Source organism: uncultured Polaribacter sp. (genome assembly GCF_947503855.1).
Lineage (GTDB): Bacteria > Bacteroidota > Bacteroidia > Flavobacteriales > Flavobacteriaceae > Polaribacter.
This window is the reverse complement of sequence record NZ_CANNFF010000007.1, coordinates 23,690-43,524: the sequence shown is the minus strand read 5'-3', so window position 1 is coordinate 43,524 and position 19,835 is coordinate 23,690. Positions and strand designations below refer to the sequence as shown.

The 19,835-nt window shown below is 30.3% G+C and carries 21 protein-coding genes; all 21 read right to left on the bottom strand.

Features of this window, described 5'->3' with window-relative positions:
- Window positions 1-4 precede the first annotated feature (4 nt).
- Window positions 5-871 (bottom strand): dTDP-4-dehydrorhamnose reductase, encoded by an 867-nt coding sequence (gene rfbD / locus Q0662_RS07310; RefSeq protein ID WP_298948322.1) that lies wholly within the window; start codon window positions 869-871, stop codon window positions 5-7.
- Between the two features lie 10 nt (window positions 872-881).
- Window positions 882-1,436, bottom strand: a complete 555-nt coding sequence (rfbC, locus tag Q0662_RS07305; protein ID WP_298948321.1) for a dTDP-4-dehydrorhamnose 3,5-epimerase — start codon at window positions 1,434-1,436, stop codon at window positions 882-884.
- Window positions 1,437-2,312, bottom strand: coding sequence for a glucose-1-phosphate thymidylyltransferase RfbA (rfbA, locus tag Q0662_RS07300; RefSeq protein WP_298948320.1), 876 nt, complete (start codon window positions 2,310-2,312; stop codon window positions 1,437-1,439).
- Between the two features lie 9 nt (window positions 2,313-2,321).
- Window positions 2,322-3,398: a DUF1972 domain-containing protein gene (locus Q0662_RS07295; protein ID WP_298948319.1), complete on the bottom strand. Its 1,077-nt coding sequence runs from the start codon at window positions 3,396-3,398 to the stop codon at window positions 2,322-2,324.
- Window positions 3,399-3,413: 15 nt separating this feature from the next.
- A complete protein-coding gene (locus tag Q0662_RS07290) occupies window positions 3,414-4,193 on the bottom strand; it encodes a 2OG-Fe(II) oxygenase (protein ID WP_298948318.1) in 780 nt (259 codons plus the stop codon).
- 2 nt (window positions 4,194-4,195) lie between these two features.
- Window positions 4,196-5,293, bottom strand: a complete 1,098-nt coding sequence (locus Q0662_RS07285) for a glycosyltransferase family 1 protein (protein WP_298948317.1) — start codon at window positions 5,291-5,293, stop codon at window positions 4,196-4,198.
- A 15-nt stretch (window positions 5,294-5,308) separates the two neighbouring features.
- The gene (locus tag Q0662_RS07280; protein WP_298948316.1) at window positions 5,309-6,505 is read right to left on the bottom strand and encodes an O-antigen polymerase; all 1,197 of its coding nucleotides are present in this window, start codon (window positions 6,503-6,505) and stop codon (window positions 5,309-5,311) included.
- Window positions 6,502-7,560 carry a CDP-glycerol glycerophosphotransferase family protein gene (locus tag Q0662_RS07275; RefSeq protein ID WP_298948315.1) on the bottom strand — a complete coding sequence of 353 codons (1,059 nt, stop codon included), beginning with the start codon at window positions 7,558-7,560 and terminating at the stop codon, window positions 6,502-6,504. Before Q0662_RS07275 ends, Q0662_RS07280 begins: the two co-directional genes overlap by 4 nt.
- On the bottom strand, window positions 7,551-8,807 hold the full coding sequence (locus tag Q0662_RS07270) for an oligosaccharide flippase family protein (protein WP_298948314.1): 1,257 nt from the start codon (window positions 8,805-8,807) through the stop codon (window positions 7,551-7,553). Before Q0662_RS07270 ends, Q0662_RS07275 begins: the two co-directional genes overlap by 10 nt.
- Window positions 8,808-8,881: 74 nt before the next feature.
- Window positions 8,882-9,319 carry an adenylyltransferase/cytidyltransferase family protein gene (locus Q0662_RS07265; protein ID WP_298948313.1) on the bottom strand — a complete coding sequence of 146 codons (438 nt, stop codon included), beginning with the start codon at window positions 9,317-9,319 and terminating at the stop codon, window positions 8,882-8,884.
- Between the two features lie 14 nt (window positions 9,320-9,333).
- A complete protein-coding gene (gene asnB / locus Q0662_RS07260) occupies window positions 9,334-11,148 on the bottom strand; it encodes an asparagine synthase (glutamine-hydrolyzing) (protein ID WP_298948312.1) in 1,815 nt (604 codons plus the stop codon).
- A 566-nt stretch (window positions 11,149-11,714) separates the two neighbouring features.
- Window positions 11,715-12,218 (bottom strand): ArsR family transcriptional regulator, encoded by a 504-nt coding sequence (locus tag Q0662_RS07255; RefSeq protein ID WP_298948311.1) that lies wholly within the window; start codon window positions 12,216-12,218, stop codon window positions 11,715-11,717.
- Window positions 12,219-12,305: 87 nt separating this feature from the next.
- Entirely contained in the window at window positions 12,306-12,773 is a 468-nt protein-coding gene (locus Q0662_RS07250; protein WP_298948310.1) for a transcription termination/antitermination NusG family protein, read from the bottom strand.
- Between the two features lie 66 nt (window positions 12,774-12,839).
- Entirely contained in the window at window positions 12,840-14,075 is a 1,236-nt protein-coding gene (gene gmd, locus Q0662_RS07245) for a GDP-mannose 4,6-dehydratase (protein ID WP_298948309.1), read from the bottom strand.
- Between the two features lie 163 nt (window positions 14,076-14,238).
- A complete protein-coding gene (locus Q0662_RS07240; RefSeq protein ID WP_298948308.1) occupies window positions 14,239-14,592 on the bottom strand; it encodes a four helix bundle protein in 354 nt (117 codons plus the stop codon).
- A gap of 159 nt (window positions 14,593-14,751) precedes the next feature.
- Window positions 14,752-15,705 (bottom strand): GDP-L-fucose synthase, encoded by a 954-nt coding sequence (locus tag Q0662_RS07235; protein WP_298948307.1) that lies wholly within the window; start codon window positions 15,703-15,705, stop codon window positions 14,752-14,754.
- A gap of 159 nt (window positions 15,706-15,864) precedes the next feature.
- Window positions 15,865-16,209 carry a four helix bundle protein gene (locus Q0662_RS07230; protein WP_298948306.1) on the bottom strand — a complete coding sequence of 115 codons (345 nt, stop codon included), beginning with the start codon at window positions 16,207-16,209 and terminating at the stop codon, window positions 15,865-15,867.
- Window positions 16,210-16,447: 238 nt separating this feature from the next.
- On the bottom strand, window positions 16,448-17,770 hold the full coding sequence (locus tag Q0662_RS07225) for a UDP-glucose/GDP-mannose dehydrogenase family protein (protein WP_298948304.1): 1,323 nt from the start codon (window positions 17,768-17,770) through the stop codon (window positions 16,448-16,450).
- A gap of 126 nt (window positions 17,771-17,896) precedes the next feature.
- Complete coding sequence (locus Q0662_RS07220; protein ID WP_298948303.1) at window positions 17,897-18,328, bottom strand: adenylyltransferase/cytidyltransferase family protein; 432 nt, start codon at window positions 18,326-18,328, stop codon at window positions 17,897-17,899.
- Between the two features lie 115 nt (window positions 18,329-18,443).
- On the bottom strand, window positions 18,444-18,875 hold the full coding sequence (locus Q0662_RS07215) for an adenylyltransferase/cytidyltransferase family protein (protein ID WP_298948302.1): 432 nt from the start codon (window positions 18,873-18,875) through the stop codon (window positions 18,444-18,446).
- Between the two features lie 27 nt (window positions 18,876-18,902).
- Complete coding sequence (locus Q0662_RS07210) at window positions 18,903-19,835, bottom strand: Gfo/Idh/MocA family protein (protein WP_298948301.1); 933 nt, start codon at window positions 19,833-19,835, stop codon at window positions 18,903-18,905.

Sequence of the window (19,835 nt, the reverse complement as noted above, 5' to 3'; positions counted from 1 at the left end):
TTTTTTAAGAATTTAGTTTTTGAATACACTTTTCTAAAGAATCTCTCCAGTAAGGAATAGTTATCTTAAAATTCTTTTTTATTTTGGTTTTGTTTAAAACTGAATAATGTGGTCTTTTTGCTAAAGTTGGGTAATCTTTTGTTTCTAAAGGAAGAACCTCACAATCTAATTTATTGATTTTCATAACAGCAGTTGCAAAATCATACCAAGATGCAACACCTTCATTAGAAAAATGATAAACTTTACCAGCTTTATCAATTCGATTTTGTTCGTTTGATAGAATTACTAAGCAAGTATTTGCTAAATCACCAGCATACGTGGGAGACCCTATTTGATCAAAAATTACATTTAGTTTTTCTTTTTCCGAACCTAGACGTATCATCGTCTTTACAAAATTATTCCCATAGGCTGAATACAGCCAAGATGTGCGAATAACAATACCCTCTAAAGATGAATTAATAACTGCTAGTTCACCTTCTCTTTTTGTTTTACCGTAAAAACCAATTGGACTAACTGTGTCTTCTTCATTATAAGGAAGAGGTTTTGTTCCATCAAAAACATAATCAGTCGAAATATGAATGATTTTACCTTTCACATTTTCCATAGCCTTCACTAAATTTAAAACACCTTTAGCGTTTACTTTTCTTGCATTTTGAGCATCTCCTTCAGCTTTGTCTACAGCCGTATAAGCAGCGCAATTGATAATCGCCTCTATACCGTTTATTGTAATAAAAGTATTCACAGCATCTTCATTGCAAATATCCAAGTCTGGTATATCTGCATATACAACGTTTAGCTCTTTAAAATTATGTTGACAATCTTTAATTTCTGAACCTAATTGACCATTGGCTCCAGTAACTAATACATTCATACACATAAATTTAATATATAAATGGATTATCTAAAGAAGCTAAGGTGGGTAATTTATCGTCTTTATCAGATAGTTTTACTTCCTTTTCAGATAAATTCCAATCAATTTGCAAATCGGTATCATTCCAAAGAATGCCCCCATCATATTCCGGGGCATAAGTATTATCAACTTTATAAGAAAAAATAGCCGATTCACTCAACACCACAAAACCGTGTGCAAAACCTCTTGGTATAAATACCTGACGTTTATTGTCTCCAGATAAGATGACTGAAACATGTTTCCCGTAAGTTGGGGAACCTCTTCTAATATCAACGGCTACGTCTAGTACTTCGCCTTCAATACATCTAACCAATTTTGATTGTGTAAAGGGAGGTTTTTGAAAATGCAACCCTCTTAATACTCCCTTTGATGATTTCGATTCATTATCTTGTATAAATTTTACTGCGCCGATATTTTCCTCAAAAGCTTTTTTATTAAAAGATTCTAAAAAATACCCTCTACGATCTCCAAATACTGTGGGTTCAATAATTACGACCTCTGGAAGTTCTGTTTTTATAAATTTCATTTAATTCTTTTTTACTAAATTTATAAGGTATTGACCATAAGCATTCTTTTTCAATGGATTTGCCAAGTCCCTTACCTGTTCTTCATTAATATAACCCATTCTATAGGCTATTTCTTCTAAGCAAGCAACTTTTAAGCCTTGCCTCTTTTCAATTGTTTCTATAAACTGACCAGCTTCCATTAGAGAGTCGTGAGTCCCCGTATCTAGCCAAGCAAAACCTCTACCTAATAATTCTACTTTTAATTTTTGTTGTTTTAAATATTCTTGATTAACTGTAGTTATTTCTAACTCACCTCTACGCGAGGGTTTTATAGTCTTCGCAATTTGTACCACATCGTTGGTATAAAAATACAATCCAACTACTGCAAAGTTAGATTTTGGTTCTTCGGGTTTTTCTTCTATTGAATTAACCACTCCATTAACATCAAATTCTGCTACGCCATAGCGCTCTGGGTCATTTACATAATAACCAAAAACAGTTGATTTACCTCCTTCTACATTTTTCCTCGCATTTTGTAAAGTTTTAGAAAAACCGTACCCATAAAAGATATTATCACCAAGCACCAAACAAACATCATCATTTCCAATGAACTCTTCTCCAATAATAAAAGCTTGAGCTAAGCCGTCTGGACTTGGTTGTTCTTTATAGGTTAAAGTAATACCTATTTCATTACCATCTCCCAATAATTTTTTAAAATTAGGCAAATCTTCAGGTGTAGAAATAATTAAAATTTCTTTTATACCCGCTAACATCAATACTGATAAGGGGTAGTAAATCATTGGTTTATCATATACTGGTAACAATTGTTTAGAAACCCCTTTTGTTATTGGGTATAATCTTGTTCCTGAACCTCCTGCTAATATTATTCCTTTCATCTGTTTAATTTAAAAAAGTTTGCTGTACTGAGTACTTATGTAATCCCAAGTATATCTTTCTTTAGCTATAATGTTCATGTCTCGGCCTATATTATTTAATTGTTCATCATCTAAATTTTTTAATAATGAGACTAATTCATTTACATTATTAAAATATATAGCTTTATTTTCAGTCGTCTCTTTGTTATAATCAGCACCATATGCAAAAATTGGCAAACCTAAGTACATTGCTTCAACTAAAGAAGGATTAGTGCCTCCCGCACTGTGGCCATGTAAATACAGATTGCAATTACTTCGGAACTGATTTAATACTGTTTGATCGTAAATCGGGTCTAAAAGAAAAATGTTTTTATACTCAGCATACTCCATTTTTAAATTTTTACCGTATTCACTATTAGCCCAATTACCAATACACACTATATTTTTCTCAGGTAAAATAGAAAAAGCTTCTAAAATAATATGAATATTATTTTCAGGTTCAATTCGACAAACCTTAAAAGCATAATCACTTTTTACTAAAGGATATTTCTCTATTAACTGATCATCAAATGATTCATTAGTTACATGATCTCCACCGTAAGCAATTAAATGACTACTAGCATCGTACTCCGATTTCACATAATCTAATATGATCTTATTATCAGTAATTATTTCATCAGCATATTTGACAGCAATTTTTTCTGAAAATTTAAGGAAGCATTTTGCAAACTTCCCCCACTTTGCTCTTTTCCACTCTATCCCGTCTATATTTACAATTATTTTAGTGTTACTAATTAACTTTATAAAAGGTAATACCAAACATCCTGAAACCCCCAAAATAAGAAGAGAATCTGACTTCTTAAAAGACTTAAAAATAGAAATGATGTCGTAAGGAATACTCTGAAACCCATTCGCCTTTAAATTGATGTAGTTTAATTTTGCATTGTTATATTTTTCAAGTCTTACATTATAACTCTTAGAACTACAATACACAATCATTTCGTAGTTATCTCCCTGTTTTTTAGTCAAGTGCTCAACTAAGGTTTCAAAACCACCATACTTAGCAGGAATACCTACAGTCCCTATTATTGAGGTTATTTTATTCATTAATTATAAATATTCTTATTGATTTTTAGCAGTACCACTTCCAAAAACCTTACTTTTAACTGAAACAAGTTTTGTGAAATTTCTTCCTAACCATTTTTTAATTATACTATCTCCTTCTTTATCTGGAAACCAATCTGTAGTTCTTTGATCATATATTTGTTGAATATGATTAGAAAAGGCATAGGTCGCGATTGATGTTCTAAAATTGCCTTCTGGGAATTTAGTCGGTTTATAACCATGTAATGTATAATCATGACACTGTTGAATAATAAGGGTATTAAAATCAACATCACAACTTTTCTCTTCGCCTGTTCTCAGATCTTTTAGTTCAAGATGACCTCCGTATTCTTGTTTCCAATCCTTATTCATATACAAGAGTAAGTTTACTTCTCTCCACCAGTTATTATTGATTGGATGATAATTATAATCTAAGTGCATATCTAGAAAAGAGCTTTTTCTTCCTTGGTGCAATCCACCTCCATGGTTTTTGGGATCAACAAAAATATTCCGAACTGTAATGTAAGACAAAAATTCGTTCATTTTTTTGGAACTTAAATCTTCTTGAAGTTCTTTTAATAAGGGGCTTATTTCGCCATAATTAGATTTTTCAAATTTGTTTTTAGCGAACATATAGTCTCTACTTTTATTATCTAAAACAGGAATAGATTCATACGCTTTTATCAACTTTTCTTTGTCACAAATATCTTTTAAAACTAAATGTGGAAAAGGTTTTGCTGTCAAATATTGTAATCTCAGTTTTTCTTTATTATTTTCTAAAAATTTAAAATTTATCATATCTATATTAATTTATTAAAATTTAACGCTATTTGTTTCCATGAATAATTTTCAATGGCAACTTCTCTCTGTTTTTCTTCAAAATTAAATAATCGTTTTGCACCTATTTCCATTAATGCCTTTAAATCTTTTAATGAATATGGATCAATCATTTTATCACTTAAAAATGAGAAATCTTTCATTGCTGTGGTGTTTGATAAAATAACAGGAGTTCTCATAATTACTGATTCTATTGGTGGGATACCAAATCCTTCTGCAAAAGAAGGAAAGACAGAAAACATAGCATTACTGTATAAAGAAGATAGTTCTTTTGTACTTATATTTTCTAGTGACACTATACTACCATCTTTTACCTTTTTTAACTCATCTAATAATTTAACACTTTTATGAGTTTGAGCACCTACAAAAACTAATTTAATACCCTTCTCATAAAGTCTTAATTCTTTAAAAGCTTTAACTACCATATCATGGTTCTTTCTTGGCTCAATTCTACTCACATATAGAATATACTTATCAATAGTATATTTTAATTTAACATTTGAAAGTAAATTAGTATTATTAGATAACTTTAAAAAAACATCATCTACTCCATTGGGAGTAATTTGAATTTTGTTTTCAGGTATTTTAAAATGTTTGGAAATTCTAGATTTAGAATAATTTGACACAGTTAATAATATATCCGCTCTTCTTGATGAAAACCTGTAATATATTTTGTTAATAATTCTAAACTTTGAAGTAAAATATTCTGGGTAGTCTATGAATAAAACATCATGTACGGTCACAATTTCTTTACAAAACTTTAAAAAAGGGCTTTTATACTGCACATGAATAAAATCAATATTATGTTTGAGTACAAGAAAAGGTAATTCAAAAGTTAATCTAATTAATGAAGATTTATAATTTAGCTTCAGATAGAATACATTTGTAGCAGCTCCAAAAATCGATTTTATTTTGTTTAAATTATTAGATGCAAAATAAAAAGATATATCCTTTCTTTCTTCAATTAACTCTTTATATAATCCAGAAATATATGTAGTGACACCTTGATAATAGTCAAAGTCAAAAGAATGACAGTCAATTAATATTTTTTTCTTGTGCATTTTTCAAAAAAATTTTTAGTTTAAAGTATTAGGTTGATTTGGTGTTGAAATAGAATAATTATTATGTTTAAAACTTAGAGAGTTAATTGCTTTAATAATCATTATTGGAATAACAACAAAAATTAAAATTGGCATTATGCCTCCTGTGACAATTCTTAAACAAAAAATATTTAATATTACTAGGTAAAATCTATTACTAGTATTATTTTTTATTCTAAATAGTTCATTTAAAAATGAAATAATAAATCCTAGTATAATACTATGCAATATAACCCCTAAACCACCTAAATTTATGAATCCTTCTCCAGGAAGCGTTACTGTCATAGTTTGGCCAATAAAATCAATTCCAAGATATTTCTTTAATTTTACACCTGAAAATTCATTATTCGATCCTGGTATACCCACTAAAAAATCATTTATAAACGATGCCCCGTATTGGAAATCTGTTTCTCTGTAACCTTCAACTATCAAATTAAAATTATTTGAATTCACCAGAAACAAGTGTTTCATATTGATAAATAATTCTAAAGACGAACTTGGCGAGAAGCCAGCCCTATAAAGACCAATTAAAGAAGCAATAGGTAATAAAATAGCTAAAATTAGAATTAATTTATAGTTGATTGCTCCTTTAGTAAGGTATTTTCTATTATTTGAGCTATAACCCAAAAAACAGGCTAACAAATAATAAAATGCTGGTGATCTAAAGCCTAAAAATAAAATGGTACTTGTTCCTAATAAAATAAGAATAAATGACTTTAAGTTTAGTCCGTTATTAATAAAATAATTAATACTACCATAGTAGATTAATGCTGTAAATAAAAGTATTTTTGTTCCTTTACCTTTTGAAAATTCTACCCTGAGTGTTTCAGCATTATCACTTAATAATGGAATACTATCTGCTTGGTAAAATAAATAATAAAAGCCCAAAATCCCAGCACTAAAATTCATAAAATATTTAAAATTTTTATTATTTAAACTTTTTATTTTATTTAATTTAATTTTTCTTTTTCTTAAAAAAAACTGAAAAAAAATAAATGCAATCGTGCAGAAAAAAGGGTAACTATATATATATAGATAAGTGTCTTCTTTATAGTGTAAGTTTATACCTAAAATTAAAAATACAAGAGGTGCTCCACTTATAAAAATCAAGTAACTAATGTTAAATGATATAATGGGATTCAACAGATCAAATAATCTAATTTTTCTAATCACAAATCTATATTCTTTATAAATTTATCAACATCAAACTTTACAAAATCCTGTTGCTTTTTTTTATCTAATTCAGCCATTAATAACAAAATATTATCATTTAATTCTATAATATTTTGAGCATAATATATTTTTAGACTCTCATTTACAGGATTTAGTTTTCCGTTTATTTTTTCATATTCTTTTTTATCTGTTTGAAATAAAATACAATTAGGTTTGACATTTAAGTATTCATAAAAAATAGACGAATAATCTGTTATTAATAAATCGCTAATTAGAAACAAATCAAACAAATCGATATTATTTGGAAAAATAATATTCACATAATTTTCATTAAAAGTGAAATTTGTATTAGGATGGAGTTTTACTATAAAATCATATTGTGTTAATTTAGAAAAAAATTGTAGTGTTTTATTAATATATTCATAATCACTTCCATCATTCCTAAATGTTGGTGCAAAAATTATGTGATTCCTTTTATTAGAAAATCTTTTAGATAATTCACTAATTATTTCATCATGGTATTTATTTAAATATGCAGAAACTAATGATCCTAAGGGTAAAATTCGATTTTTAGGAAACCTCCACGAATCACTAAAAAAGTTGACCCAATAAAATGAATTAACTATTAATAAATCGTTTTTAAGATATGGCGATAATTTGTTTTTTATTTTGTTTTTAATCCAAATTTGTTCTATTTTAGAATTATAGCCTATAGGTTTGATAGGCATGCCATGCCAAATATTTATTTTTTTAACTCCTTTAGGTATGAAGGGAAATATATCTGTTGGATTATGTGTGTATATAATAGACTTTGCTTTGAGTAACAAAATAAAAGTTCTAAATGAAACCTTTCTAAGTTCATTTTTATTTGTTACACGTTCTTTGACAATAAATACTTCTTTTAAATTTTCTGATTTTAATAAATAATAACAACACTTTATATGCCCTGTGACATTACCATATGGATTACCTAAGATTATTAAAGTCTTATTTTTAAATACTAGTTTGTAAAGCAAACTATATAAATTAGTTAAAATGTATTTAATTACTTCCATAACAATTTTAATAAAGCAATCTTTTTTAAACCATAAATTCTATATAATAAATCTATTATCTGTGTAAAAATAAGTACAGTGGCTACCATAGATGGACTTATTTGATTAAACAGCCATAATAAATAAAGGCTAATCAAATGAAACAAGGCAGCAAATACAACACTTCTATTTGCATACTTTGAATATCCAAATCCACCTAAAAGAGGATAACCAATAAGAACTGAGGGGAGTGTTATAAATAGTGATATAAATAAAATTTGTAAAACACTAAAACTATTATCAACTAACTCATAATCAAAAAAATAATGCATTATATTTTTTCCGAAAAACAAAATAAATAGAATCATTATTAAATTTAATAATATTAACCATTTAGAAATAAATTTAAATTTATCTATTTTTTTAGTTCTAGATATATAGGGATATAAACTTTGAATAAATGGTTGATATAATTGTAATAAAACGGTGTAGATTCTCTCCGCAATATTAAAATAACCAGCTAATATTGGTCCAACAGTAATTCCTAATATAAATGTATTTGAATTTGTATATAGGGTAACTGATAATCTAGAAATAAAAAAAGGTGCACAATCTTTAATTATTTTTTTTGTAGTACCTAAAATATTTCTTAAACGAAAATCAATAAACTTTCTGAAAATTATAAAAAGAGCTATAATTGAAAAAAATAATGTAACAAAACCATTTATTAATGGATATAAAGTAATTTCAGAGCTAGTTTTAACAAAGTAAATGGTTAGTAAAAAAGTTATTCCTTTTACTAAAACCCCTAAAATAGTGATGTATTGCATCTTTTCAATTCCTTGAAAAAACCAAATTGGGTTGATAGAAAACCCGACAACATAAACATAGGATATTAAATAAAGATTGTAATCTTCCCTAAAATATGGAAATTTTAAGATAATTATTAAAAGGAAAAAGCCTAAAACACAAAAAATTACTTTTAAAAGTATTATTGAAAAAGATAATTCTGAAAGTTTTTCTCTATCCTGATAAATTTGAGCTATCATATTAGGAGCATACAAATGTATTCCATAATCGATAAAAGTCATAAAGTAAAACATCATAGCTTGTGCTACTACAATTTTACCATAATTATATATTCCATAGGTGTTGGTTAAAAAAGGTATTAAAACTAAAGGTAACGCATAACTGAATAACTGCAAAACAAATAGATAGGAAATGTTTTTGAATAAATTACTTTTAAAAATTTCTTTCACTAAATTCATTTTATATTTTAAGACGGTATTATTTCACAGTGTAACTAAAAGTTATGATTTCTTTTTTTAATTTAAAAAGTAAATTATCCTCTTAAATCTTTTAATGTTTTATTTATAGTAGTTGAAGAAACTCCTTTAGTATACGGAAAGTAGATGATTTTTACCCCAACAGATCTAAATTTTAGATCTAAATCTTTCCATTTTTCAGTTTCAAACCAGTCATCTCCAACAAACATAACATCAAACTTTAATCTTTCCCACATTTTAAATTTATCCATGTCATTTTGCGGTACTACCGCATCAACATATCTAATATTTCTTACAATCTCCATTCTTTCATTATGTGGTATTACAGCTTTTTTATTCTTGTAAGAAACAAGTTCATCACTAGTAACACCCACGATTAATTTATCACACAAACCTTTTGCGTTTTTTAATAAATTTAAATGACCAACATGAAATAAATCATAAACACCTGAGGTATAACCCATTATTATTTTTTCATCTCCTCTTTTATACATATCTTAAATATTTTTTACCACTCCCAATCTTTAAAGAAGTATTGTTTTCTAAAAATTTCTATATTAATAAACATCCATAACACTTGACCTGCTCTAGGCTCTTTCTTACTTTTCTCTAATAAGTTATTTAAAGTTCCCTCTTTTAACCAGAATACATTGGTTAATAGCTCCTTTGCCATTTCTTCAAGATTATTAAACCATTTTGTTAATGGTACTGGAAATCCAACTTTCTTTCTATCTACAATAGATTTTGGAATATGGTTATAAGCAACTTCTCTTAACAGGTATTTAGGTGTATCTGATGTCTCACTATATTCAGATGATTTAATTTTCATAGCTTTTATTTCTTCTTTCTTAGATTTCCATTTTAATTTTAAGTTATATGGTATTTTAGTGTAAACAAACTCAATTAATTTATGATCTAAAAATGGCACACGAGCTTCGACTGATGTTTGCATTGTAGTCATATCAACTCTCTGTAGAAGTCCTTTTACATGGAATTTATGAAAAAATCTAAACACATTCTCTTCATTAGATTTATTATAAAAATCTTTAACTATTTTCTTATCAAATTCTTTTCTATATTCTATAGAGGTAGTTAAAAAATTATCCCGCATTTCTCTTGATACATACTCATAATCATTGATTAAATATTCATAAAAAGTTAAATTAGTATCTTCATTTTTATAATCAAAAGGAGCTCTAAATATTCTTCCATATCCACCCATCAACTCATCAGCACCTTCTCCAGATAAAACAACAGTGATTTTTTCTTTTAACTTTTTTGACATAACTGCTAAAGGTATTTCATTAGGAACACCAAGAGGCGCATCTTTGAATCCTATTAACCTTTCCCAATTATCAACATAATCTTTCTTTGTCATCATTATTTCATGATGTATTGTACCGTATTGTTCTGCAATAATTTTTGAGTATTCAAACTCATTAAGCTCAGGAAATCCTATAGTATAGGTATTAATTGGTTCTTTTTTACTTTTGGCTGTTATTGCTGTTATAAGGCTAGAGTCAACACCTCCACTGAGATAGGTCCCTAGAGGCACATCGGATATTAATCTATATTTAATAGATTTTATCAATTCTTTTTCAAATTCTTGCTTTAATTCTTCTTCATTAAATGATTGATCTGTGTTAAAATTTTGAGGTATTTCCCAATATTTCTGTTGAATTAAATCCATAGAATAGTCTATTTTTAAATATGCTCCTGCTTCTAATTGATAAATATTCTCAAAAAAAGTATATGGAGCTCTTACATATCTATTCCCAAGATATTCATCTACAGCTAATTCATTAAATTTTGCAGCAACTAAACCACTTGATAATATTGCTTTTATTTCAGATGAAAACACAATTTTATCTTTATCTCGATAATAATATAAAGGCTTTATCCCTAACCTATCTCTTACTAAATATAACTCCTTTGAAAGAGAATTATACAAAGCTATAGCAAACATACCGTTTGCTTTATCAATAAACCAATCAAAACCTTTTTCTTCAACAGCCGCTATTATTACTTCTGAATCTGAGGAAGTTAAAAAAGAATAGCTTAACTCTTCTTTAATTTCTTTAAAATTGTAAATTTCCCCGTTAAAAACCATATGCCATACGTTTGATTTAGAATGCATTGGTTGATTAGCATGTACACTAGTATCTATAATAGATAATCTTCTATGACCAAAAGCTAATTTATTATCGATAAAAAAATCACCAGCATCTGGACCTCTATGAATGATAGAGTCATTCATAGAAACTATTCTTTTTTCTAAATTAGTAATTATTTTATTAGAATATATTCCTGTTATTCCACACATATAAATGATTAATTTTTTAGTTTTTTTTAGCTATTTATTATTCAAAGTAATTCAATGTTACAAATTCATCTTATCATGAACAAGGTCAAAGATTAACTTCAGTTAGCCAAAATAAGTAGGGCCTGAAGGAAGAATTTCTTTTACTATTTCTCTTTTCAACTTCGGATTATTGTATATTCAAACAGTAATCTATCCATTTAGTCACTCTCTTTTAAACCCTATTTCTAAATAAACTTCTGCAAAACTCATTGTTATAAACTCTTTAGCTGTAGTTATCTTTTCTGTGGCAACAATGTAAAATATTTAAGCTTTTTTGCCTTTAAAATCACCAACATAAAACAAAAATAATGTTAACATATCATAAAGGCAACAAATCAAAGGTTGAAAAGGTGATTCCTACTTTCATAATTTATTTATTTTTGACTACCACCGGTAGTCAGCTTATTTATTTTATGGTAAAAACACCATTTTTTCTATGGTCATCTTTATTTTTTCAACGGCTTCGCCGCACGAGTCACACACCTGTGAAACGCAGTAAGCATACAAAAACACCCCAAAAAGGGCTATCAACGTTCAAATACCAACAAGCCTTGCTCTTCAAACAAAACAGTTGTGGTAATAAGAACGGTTTTATTCAATTCCTTGGTCAACTTTTTTGACAAGAAATTTAGGTACTCTTCATTCAAATTAGGGCCTTCCACAACAATCGAAATCGTGTCAGATTCAATACCTTTTGCATAGCTTCCCATTAGAAAAATACGCATTACGGCTCCCATTTTTTCCAAAACCTGTAATATAATTTGATCAACGCCTACATACTTGTTTACCAATTGTTGTAGCGTATTAAAAAAAGAATGCGAAATATTGGTTCGATATTCCACCTTATTCCCTGCACGCTCTTTGATAAGGTAACCCGCTCCCGTTAAGTTATTTAGCTCTTTACGAATGGCATTGGTGTTTTCGTCTAACTCTGTTGCCAAACCTCTTAAATGTCCTCGCCTACTTGCATCAATAAAAAACCTCACCAATAAGCGAATACGAGTTTTAGAAGAAATAAGATGATTTAGCATATTTTTTTTAACGAGTAACAAAAGTACTCGTTTTTTTGTAATTAACTATTTTTTTTAAAAAAAAGTAATCTCTTTTTAAGTAAGGGTTTAAGAGATTTTAAAACGCACAATTGCCCCTAGCTTTTGTAAGCGGGCAATACAAGTTTTACCTTGTATCTGTAATACCTCGCCAGTTTGTAAAAGGGTAGGCACTTCAAGGGTATCTCCTGGCGCTATTTGTTTTGCTTTATCAACATAAACATCGGCTTGATAGGCTTTCATTGCCTCAACTTCTTGCGCACTTACAATAGCACGCTGGCCGTTTTCAAATAGGTAACGTACCACCCCAGGTATTTCGAATACCTTAGCAGTTTCTTTTTCTTCTAAATAGACTAAAACCATAGAGGGCAATAAGGGTACTTTCACTTTTTTCTTTCTATCAGACCACTTTCTCAACTCGGTTTTAAAAGGGGTATACGCAACAATCCCGATCCCTAAAAGTCTTTCGAGGACTTTTAACTCATTTCTGGGTTTGGTATACACAACAAACCAATGTTTAGCAGCTACCGTACTCATATAAGGTTGCTTATTTTTAAGTGTTGCTTCATTTCAATTTTTTATAAATTATTTGTATTTATGATGCTACTCGACTTGCTTCAAAATCTCATGCCCCGCTTTTAGCAAGTCAACATCTTTTTGCATCAACTTCACATCGCTCTCCATCATGTCTTTTACCAAAGAGGCTAAATCATGTTCTGGTACCCAACCTAACTTTTCTTTTGCTTTTGTAGGATCTCCTAATAATAAATCTACTTCTGTTGGACGAAAGTAAGCAGGATCAACAGAAAGGACTTCTTGCCCTATAGTGGGTTGTTTTTCGTTGACCGCTTTTCGTTTTTCGTTGGCCGTTTTTCGTAGATCGTTAGACGCTGTTCGATCATCGATGGTCGATAAACGATAGTCGATGGATGTTGCTTGTTGATATCTCTCTTGGTTGATGCTTTTTACAACAGCGGTCTCGTGAACACCTTCTCCTTTAAATTCGAGTGCTATCCCAACTTCACCAAAAGCCATACGCACAAAATCACGAACGGTAGTGGTAACTCCGGTAGCGATTACCCAATCTTCTGGTTCTTCTGCCTGTAAAATCATCCACATCATACGCACATAATCCTTAGCATGTCCCCAGTCTCTTTTAGCGTCTAAATTCCCTAAATAGAATTTGTCTTGTAACCCAAGTGCAATTTTTGCTACGGCTCTAGTAATTTTTCTTGTTACAAACGTTTCACCTCTTCTTGGAGATTCGTGATTAAATAAAATTCCGTTACATGCAAACATGTTATAGGCTTCACGATAATTCTTCGTAATCCAGAACCCATAAATTTTAGCAACACCGTAAGGAGAACGTGGATATAATGGTGAATTTTCATCATAAAACCCTTTGTCATTTTTATTCTCTGGCATTCCTCCAAATAGTTCAGAAGTAGAAGCTTGATAAATTCTTGTTTTCTTTTCTAATCCTAAAATACGAACGGCTTCTAATATTCGTAAAGTCCCTAAACCATCTACTTGTCCAACGTATTCTGGCATATCAAAAGACACTTTTACATGAGACATGGCCCCTAAATTATAAATTTCATCGGGTTGGCACTCTTGAATGATTCTTGTCAAATTCATAGAATCTGTCAAATCACCATAATGCAATTTTAGCCGTTGATTAGGGTCATGAGGATCTTGATATAAATGATCAATTCGATCTGTATTAAAAAGGGATGATCTTCTTTTAATACCATGCACCATATAGCCTTTTTCTAATAATAGTTCTGCTAAATAAGAACCATCTTGCCCTGTTATTCCTGTAATTAATGCTACTTTCATGTTTTTTTTATAATGTTGTCCTAAACTTTGTTTAACCTTGACGTTAAACTTAAGCTTGACTTAGACCTTGACTTTGACTTAGATTTTAACTGTGACTTTGACTTAGACCTTTACCGGTCTTAATCTACGTCTAAGTCATAGTCATAGTCATAGTCATAGTCTTTTAATTTATAATTTTTCTTCTTAATGCATACAGCCTTTTCTGTAAACTATTTAGCTTTAAAACACTTTCCTCTAAATGAGATTTTAACATGTAATTTCTTCTTTCAGCTATGATTAATTGTGTTTCTAATTCAAAAGCTGACCCTAATGCTATTTCTAAAAACCTTGCAAAATCCTTTTCTGAATTTCTAGATGCTCCTTCTGCAATATTAGAAGGAATTGAAACTGCAGATCGTGTTATTTGAGAACGCAGTCCATATTTTTCAGTAGTAGGAAAAACTTCTACAAACGTATAAACGGAATCAACAAGCTCCATACTATCTTTCCAAATATCATATTTTCTAAAATCTCTCAAATTCTTTATTTAGGTAATTGTTTTCGTCAAAGTCATCGTCTACGTCAAAGTCATCGTCTACGTCAAAGTCATCGTCTACGTCAAAGTCATCGTTTACGTCCAAGTCATCGTTTACGTCAAAGTCTTCGTCTACGTCAAAGTCCAAGTGTTCAACAAAGTCTACGATAACTTCACTTCTTTAATATTTTCTATATTTTCTAAAAACCATTCATAGGTTTTTTGTATACCATCTTCTAACGCTGTTGAATACTCCCATCCAATTGCTGCCATTTTAGAAACATCCATTAATTTTCTTGGCGTACCATCCGGTTTACCGGCATCCCAAAGAATTTTCCCTTGGTGCCCAATGACTCTTTGAATGGTTGCTGCCAGTTCTTTAATGGTAATATCCTCTCCTGTACCTATATTATACAAATATTCTGGTAAATTGTTTTCTAAGGCATACACTACCGCTTCTGCCATGTCATCTACATACAAAAACTCTCGCATGGGTTTACCACTACCCCATAACGTTACATCTGAATGATTATTGAGTTTTGCTTCATGAAATTTACGCAGCATCGCTGGCAACACATGCGAGGACTGCAAATCAAAATTATCAAAAGAACCATATAAGTTGGTTGGCATTAAACTCACGAAGTCTTTGTTGTATTGTTTACGAATTGCTTGACAAGCTTTTACTCCCGTAATTTTTGCAATGGCATACCATTCATTCGTAGGTTCTAAAGAATCCGTTAGTAGGTATTCTTCTTTTAAAGGTTGTGGTGCAAACTTCGGATAAATACAGGAACTTCCTAGAAAAATAAATTTCTCAATGCCTGCTTTGTAAGCACCATCTATCAAATTATTTTGAATCTGCATATTCTCCATCAAAAATTGATAGGGATAATCATTATTTGCTAAAATACCTCCAACTTTTGCTGCAGCGTCGATGACTACTTCAGGTTGTTCTTTTTTATAAAATTCAGTAACTGCTTGTTGATTTCTGAGATCCAATTCTACACTAGTTTTTCCAATTAAATTAGAATACCCTTTTGATACTAATGCTCTACATACTGCAGAACCCACCATACCTTTATGACCTGCAATGTATATTTTTGTATTTTTATTCACGTTGTTTGTGTTTCGTGTTTTGTTGTTAGATGGTCGTTATTCGTTGTTCGATGGTCGATTTTCGTTATTCGTTATTCGTTGTTCGTTATTCGTTGTTCGTTATTCGATGGTCGATTTTCGTTGCTCGATGATCGATAAACGTTAAACGATATTCGTTATTTACTTCAATGATTTGATTAATTTATACAACATCATTTTTATTCTTATACAAATTTCCGATAATTCTTTATATTTTTCATTAGAAATATAATTTAAATCTTTTGCCAAAAACAACTGATAATTTGCTTCTTCCAAAGACCCTTTTGCGATATACAAAAATTGCACAAACTCTTTTTTATACTGCCTACCTTGCCCTTCTATAATATTTGTTGGCACGCTACTAGCACTTCTTCTTAGTTGATTGGTTAACCCAAATTTTTCTGAAGAAGGAAAACTTTTTGAGACTTGATATACATCCAGCGCTAACTGGTGTGATAATTTCCATACTTCAAGTTTACATTCCATTTTTTTATTGTTATTCGATTTTCGTTGGTCGTTGTTCGTTGTTCGTTGTTCGATGGTCGTTGTTCGATGATCGATAAACGATGAACGATAAACGATATTCGTTGTTCGTTGTTCGATGATCGATAAACGATGGACGATAAACGATATTCGTTGTTCGATGGTCGTTGTTCGATGGTCGTTGGTCGTTGTTCGTTATTCGATAAACGATAGACGATAAACGATCATCGATGATTGTTTTTTATTTACCTATTTGAAAATACTCAAAGCCTTTTGTCTCTAGGTTAAATGCATTGTATTGATTTCTACCATCAAAAATAACAGGCATTTTCAATTGGGTTTTTATTTCTTCAAAATCTGGAGATCTAAATTCTTTCCATTCTGTTAATAAAATCAATGCTTCCGAATCTTTTAATACCTCATATTTAGAACTATAGTAACTAACCTCTTTAATTCCTTTTAAATAAAATTCTTTTGCTTCTTCGATAGCTTTTGGATCGTAGGCTTTTATTTTCGCACCTCTTTTTACCAACTCTTTCACTACGTAAATAGAGGGTGCTTCACGCATATCATCGGTACCTGGCTTAAAGGCTAAACCCCACAAACCAAATGTTTTCCCCTTTAAATTCTCTCCAAACCTTGCAATCACTTTATTTGCAATTACTAATTTTTGTGCATCATTTACATTTTCTACAGAAGTAATTAAATTTGCATTATACCCATGCTCTTCTGCTATTTTTTTCAGTGCTTTTACATCTTTCGGAAAACAAGATCCTCCATACCCAGCTCCTGGATAAATAAAACTATACCCAATTCTTTTATCAGAACCAATACCGATTCGTACTTTATTCACATCTGCTCCAACTTTTTCACAAATATTTGCGATTTCATTCATAAATGAAATTTTTGTTGCTAACATAGTGTTGGCAGCATATTTTGTCATTTCTGCTGAGCGAATATCCATGGTTATAAAACGGTCATGTGTTCTAAAAAAAGGGGAATACAATTGTTTCATAAACTCAAAAGCATCGTCTGAATCTGCCCCAATTACTACGCGATCTGGTTTCATAAAATCATCGATAGCGGATCCTTCTTTTAAAAATTCTGGATTGGATACCACATCAAATTCTAAACTAACATTTCTTTTATCTAATTCATCCTGGATAGTAGCTTTTACCTTATCTGCAGTACCAATAGGTACGGTAGACTTATCTACAATAATGAGTCTTTTTTGCATGGTTTCTCCAATAGATTTAGCAACCGCTAACACATATTGCAAATCTGCAGAACCATCATCACCCATAGGGGTACCTACAGCAATAAAAACGATTTGTGAATCAGCAATGGCAACACCTAAATTTGTTGTAAAAAAAAGGTTCTTATTTTTTATATTTTTCGAAACCATTTGCTCTAAACCAGGTTCGAAAATAGGTACAATACCTTGTTTTAATTTTTCAATTTTATATTGATCAACATCAACACAAGTAACCTTGTTACCCATTTCTGCAAAACAGGTACCAGATACTAAACCTACATAGCCAGCACCAATAACCGCTATATTCATAATTATTTATCTATTTTTAAGCCAAGGCTTACATTGTTGTTTATATTTCCCTGTTGGTGTTTCGTATTTCAGGAAACGAGAAATGAACATCGAAAAACGAACATCGAGAAACGATAAACGTTTCTCCTACTTATCTTTTCTTTTTAAATTTTCTTTTTCCTGTACTTCTTTTCTTAAAACAGTACTCGAAAATCGGTGTTCTCTTTTATTAAAGTATAATTCTATACCTTTTTCTTCACAATAATGTCTCCCTGTAAATTGCTTACTTGCGTATTCATCGCCAATAACTCTTACATCTATTTTAAAAGAGCGCAATACATCTTCCAAATCTTGTTCTGTTGCATAAGGCACAATCTCATCTACATATTTGCAGCCTTTTAACTGTATATATCTTTCCACTACAGATTGTACAGGTCTGTTTTTATCGGGCCTGTCTAAAGTTGGATCTGTTTGCAGACCACAAATTAAATAGTCACATTGTCTTTTTGCCTCTTCTAACATTTTGATATGTCCTGCATGAAGTAAATCAAAAGCGCTAAATGTTATTCCAATTTTCATGTTTGTTTTTTTATTCGTTTTCTTTATTCGTTGTTCGATTTTCGTTGGTCGATGGTCGTTGTTCGATTTTGGTTGGTCGATGATCGATAAACGATGGACGGTAAACGGTAATCGATCATCGTTTGTTCAGCAACCAAGAAGAAGATTGAACTTTGTCTCCTAATCCATCTATTAATTCTATACCTAATTCTTTACAAATAGGTGCTTCTGGTATAGAGTCGTTATTTTGATCTCCTCCATTTGCAAAACCTAACGCATACTGATCTCCATAGTTTTTTGCAATTAACGCTATGGATTTACAAACGGTTCTATCTTTATCTATTGATAAAATAGCTTTATCTACTGCTTTTATATTTTTTACAATAAACAAGCGCTCTTCTTCTTTTTGAAACTCTTTAGAGCCTTTTAAACCTCTTTGTAAATCGTTATTAACAATTACAAATAGTTCGTCTGCTAAGGCTTTCGCATTGTTAAAATATTCTATATGGCCTTTGTGAATTGGGTTAAAATATCCAGAAACAATGATGGCTTTTTTCTTTACACTCATAATATGCAAATTTAGTTTTTTTTTAATTTAGATTAAAAAGGGGTGTTTTTCCCCTGTTTTTAAAATTTTATTATTTCTAATATTGTAAACTATTTCTATAGATTTTTTAACCTCCTCTAATCCGTAACCTTCCCCTGCTAATATTTTTTTATAACTTTCTGTATGCAGTTCTGTAAAACCTTTGCTAAACTCTAACTCTTCTCCATCAACGGTAATCGACCTAAACGTTCTTTGCTGCTTTTCTTTTACATTGTTTGGCAAATCATTTTCATCAATAGACAAAAACCATCGAACTCTTGCGTTTTCAAACTCTAGATAGCCCGAGGCTTTATGTTTTTCTCTTAAATGCACAAGATTTTCTTGAACATCTCCAAAAATCCAAGAAAGCATATCATAAAAATGAACGCCTATATTTGTTGCAATACCACCCGACTTACTTTCATCTCCTTTCCAAGAAATATCATACCATTTACCTCTTGAGGTAATATAGGTTAAATCTATATCGTACTTTTCTTTTTTGTTTTGCAAAACTACTTTTTCCTTTAATTGGAGGATAGATTCATGCAATCTGAGTTGTAAAATGGTGTTTATTTTACCTTGAGACTCTTTTTCGATATCTGCTAAAGCATCTATATTCCAAGGGTTTAAAACAATTGGTTTTTCACAAATTGCAACTGCACCTCTTCTTAAAGCCATTCTTATGTGAGAATCGTGCAAATAGTTTGGCGTGCAAATACTCACATAATCTAAAGAAATATGATTTCTCTTAATTTTTTCTATGTATCTATCAAATCTTTCAAATTCAACAAAAAAGTCTGCGTTCGGAAAATAGCTGTCCATCATCCCCACAGAATCGAATTTATCTAACGCAGCAATTAAATTGTTGTTGGTATCTTTAATCGCTTTTAAATGTCTTGGAGCTATATAACCTGCCGCTCCTATTAGTGCAAAATTTTTCAT

Excerpts from the sequence above, each read along its gene's own strand:
- Q0662_RS07255 (WP_298948311.1), bottom strand. The coding sequence starts at position 12,218 with ATGCTAAATCATCTTATTTCTTCTAAAACTCGTATTCGCTTATTGGTG.
- asnB (WP_298948312.1), bottom strand. The coding sequence starts at position 11,148 with ATGTGTGGAATAACAGGAATATATTCTAATAAAATAATTACTAATTTA.
- Q0662_RS07250 (WP_298948310.1), bottom strand. The coding sequence starts at position 12,773 with ATGAGTACGGTAGCTGCTAAACATTGGTTTGTTGTGTATACCAAACCC.
- Q0662_RS07220 (WP_298948303.1), bottom strand. The coding sequence starts at position 18,328 with ATGAAAATTGGAATAACATTTAGCGCTTTTGATTTACTTCATGCAGGA.
- Q0662_RS07285 (WP_298948317.1), bottom strand. The coding sequence starts at position 5,293 with ATGCACAAGAAAAAAATATTAATTGACTGTCATTCTTTTGACTTTGAC.
- Q0662_RS07295 (WP_298948319.1), bottom strand. The coding sequence starts at position 3,398 with ATGAATAAAATAACCTCAATAATAGGGACTGTAGGTATTCCTGCTAAG.
- Q0662_RS07225 (WP_298948304.1), bottom strand. The coding sequence starts at position 17,770 with ATGAATATAGCGGTTATTGGTGCTGGCTATGTAGGTTTAGTATCTGGT.
- Q0662_RS07270 (WP_298948314.1), bottom strand. The coding sequence starts at position 8,807 with ATGAATTTAGTGAAAGAAATTTTTAAAAGTAATTTATTCAAAAACATT.
- gmd (WP_298948309.1), bottom strand. The coding sequence starts at position 14,075 with ATGAAAGTAGCATTAATTACAGGAATAACAGGGCAAGATGGTTCTTAT.
- Q0662_RS07290 (WP_298948318.1), bottom strand. The coding sequence starts at position 4,193 with ATGATAAATTTTAAATTTTTAGAAAATAATAAAGAAAAACTGAGATTA.
- Q0662_RS07215 (WP_298948302.1), bottom strand. The coding sequence starts at position 18,875 with ATGAGTGTAAAGAAAAAAGCCATCATTGTTTCTGGATATTTTAACCCA.
- Q0662_RS07230 (WP_298948306.1), bottom strand. The coding sequence starts at position 16,209 with ATGGAATGTAAACTTGAAGTATGGAAATTATCACACCAGTTAGCGCTG.
- Q0662_RS07265 (WP_298948313.1), bottom strand. The coding sequence starts at position 9,319 with ATGTATAAAAGAGGAGATGAAAAAATAATAATGGGTTATACCTCAGGT.
- rfbA (WP_298948320.1), bottom strand. The coding sequence starts at position 2,312 with ATGAAAGGAATAATATTAGCAGGAGGTTCAGGAACAAGATTATACCCA.
- Q0662_RS07210 (WP_298948301.1), bottom strand. The coding sequence starts at position 19,835 with ATGAAAAATTTTGCACTAATAGGAGCGGCAGGTTATATAGCTCCAAGA.
- rfbC (WP_298948321.1), bottom strand. The coding sequence starts at position 1,436 with ATGAAATTTATAAAAACAGAACTTCCAGAGGTCGTAATTATTGAACCC.
- Q0662_RS07275 (WP_298948315.1), bottom strand. The coding sequence starts at position 7,560 with ATGGAAGTAATTAAATACATTTTAACTAATTTATATAGTTTGCTTTAC.
- rfbD (WP_298948322.1), bottom strand. The coding sequence starts at position 871 with ATGAATGTATTAGTTACTGGAGCCAATGGTCAATTAGGTTCAGAAATT.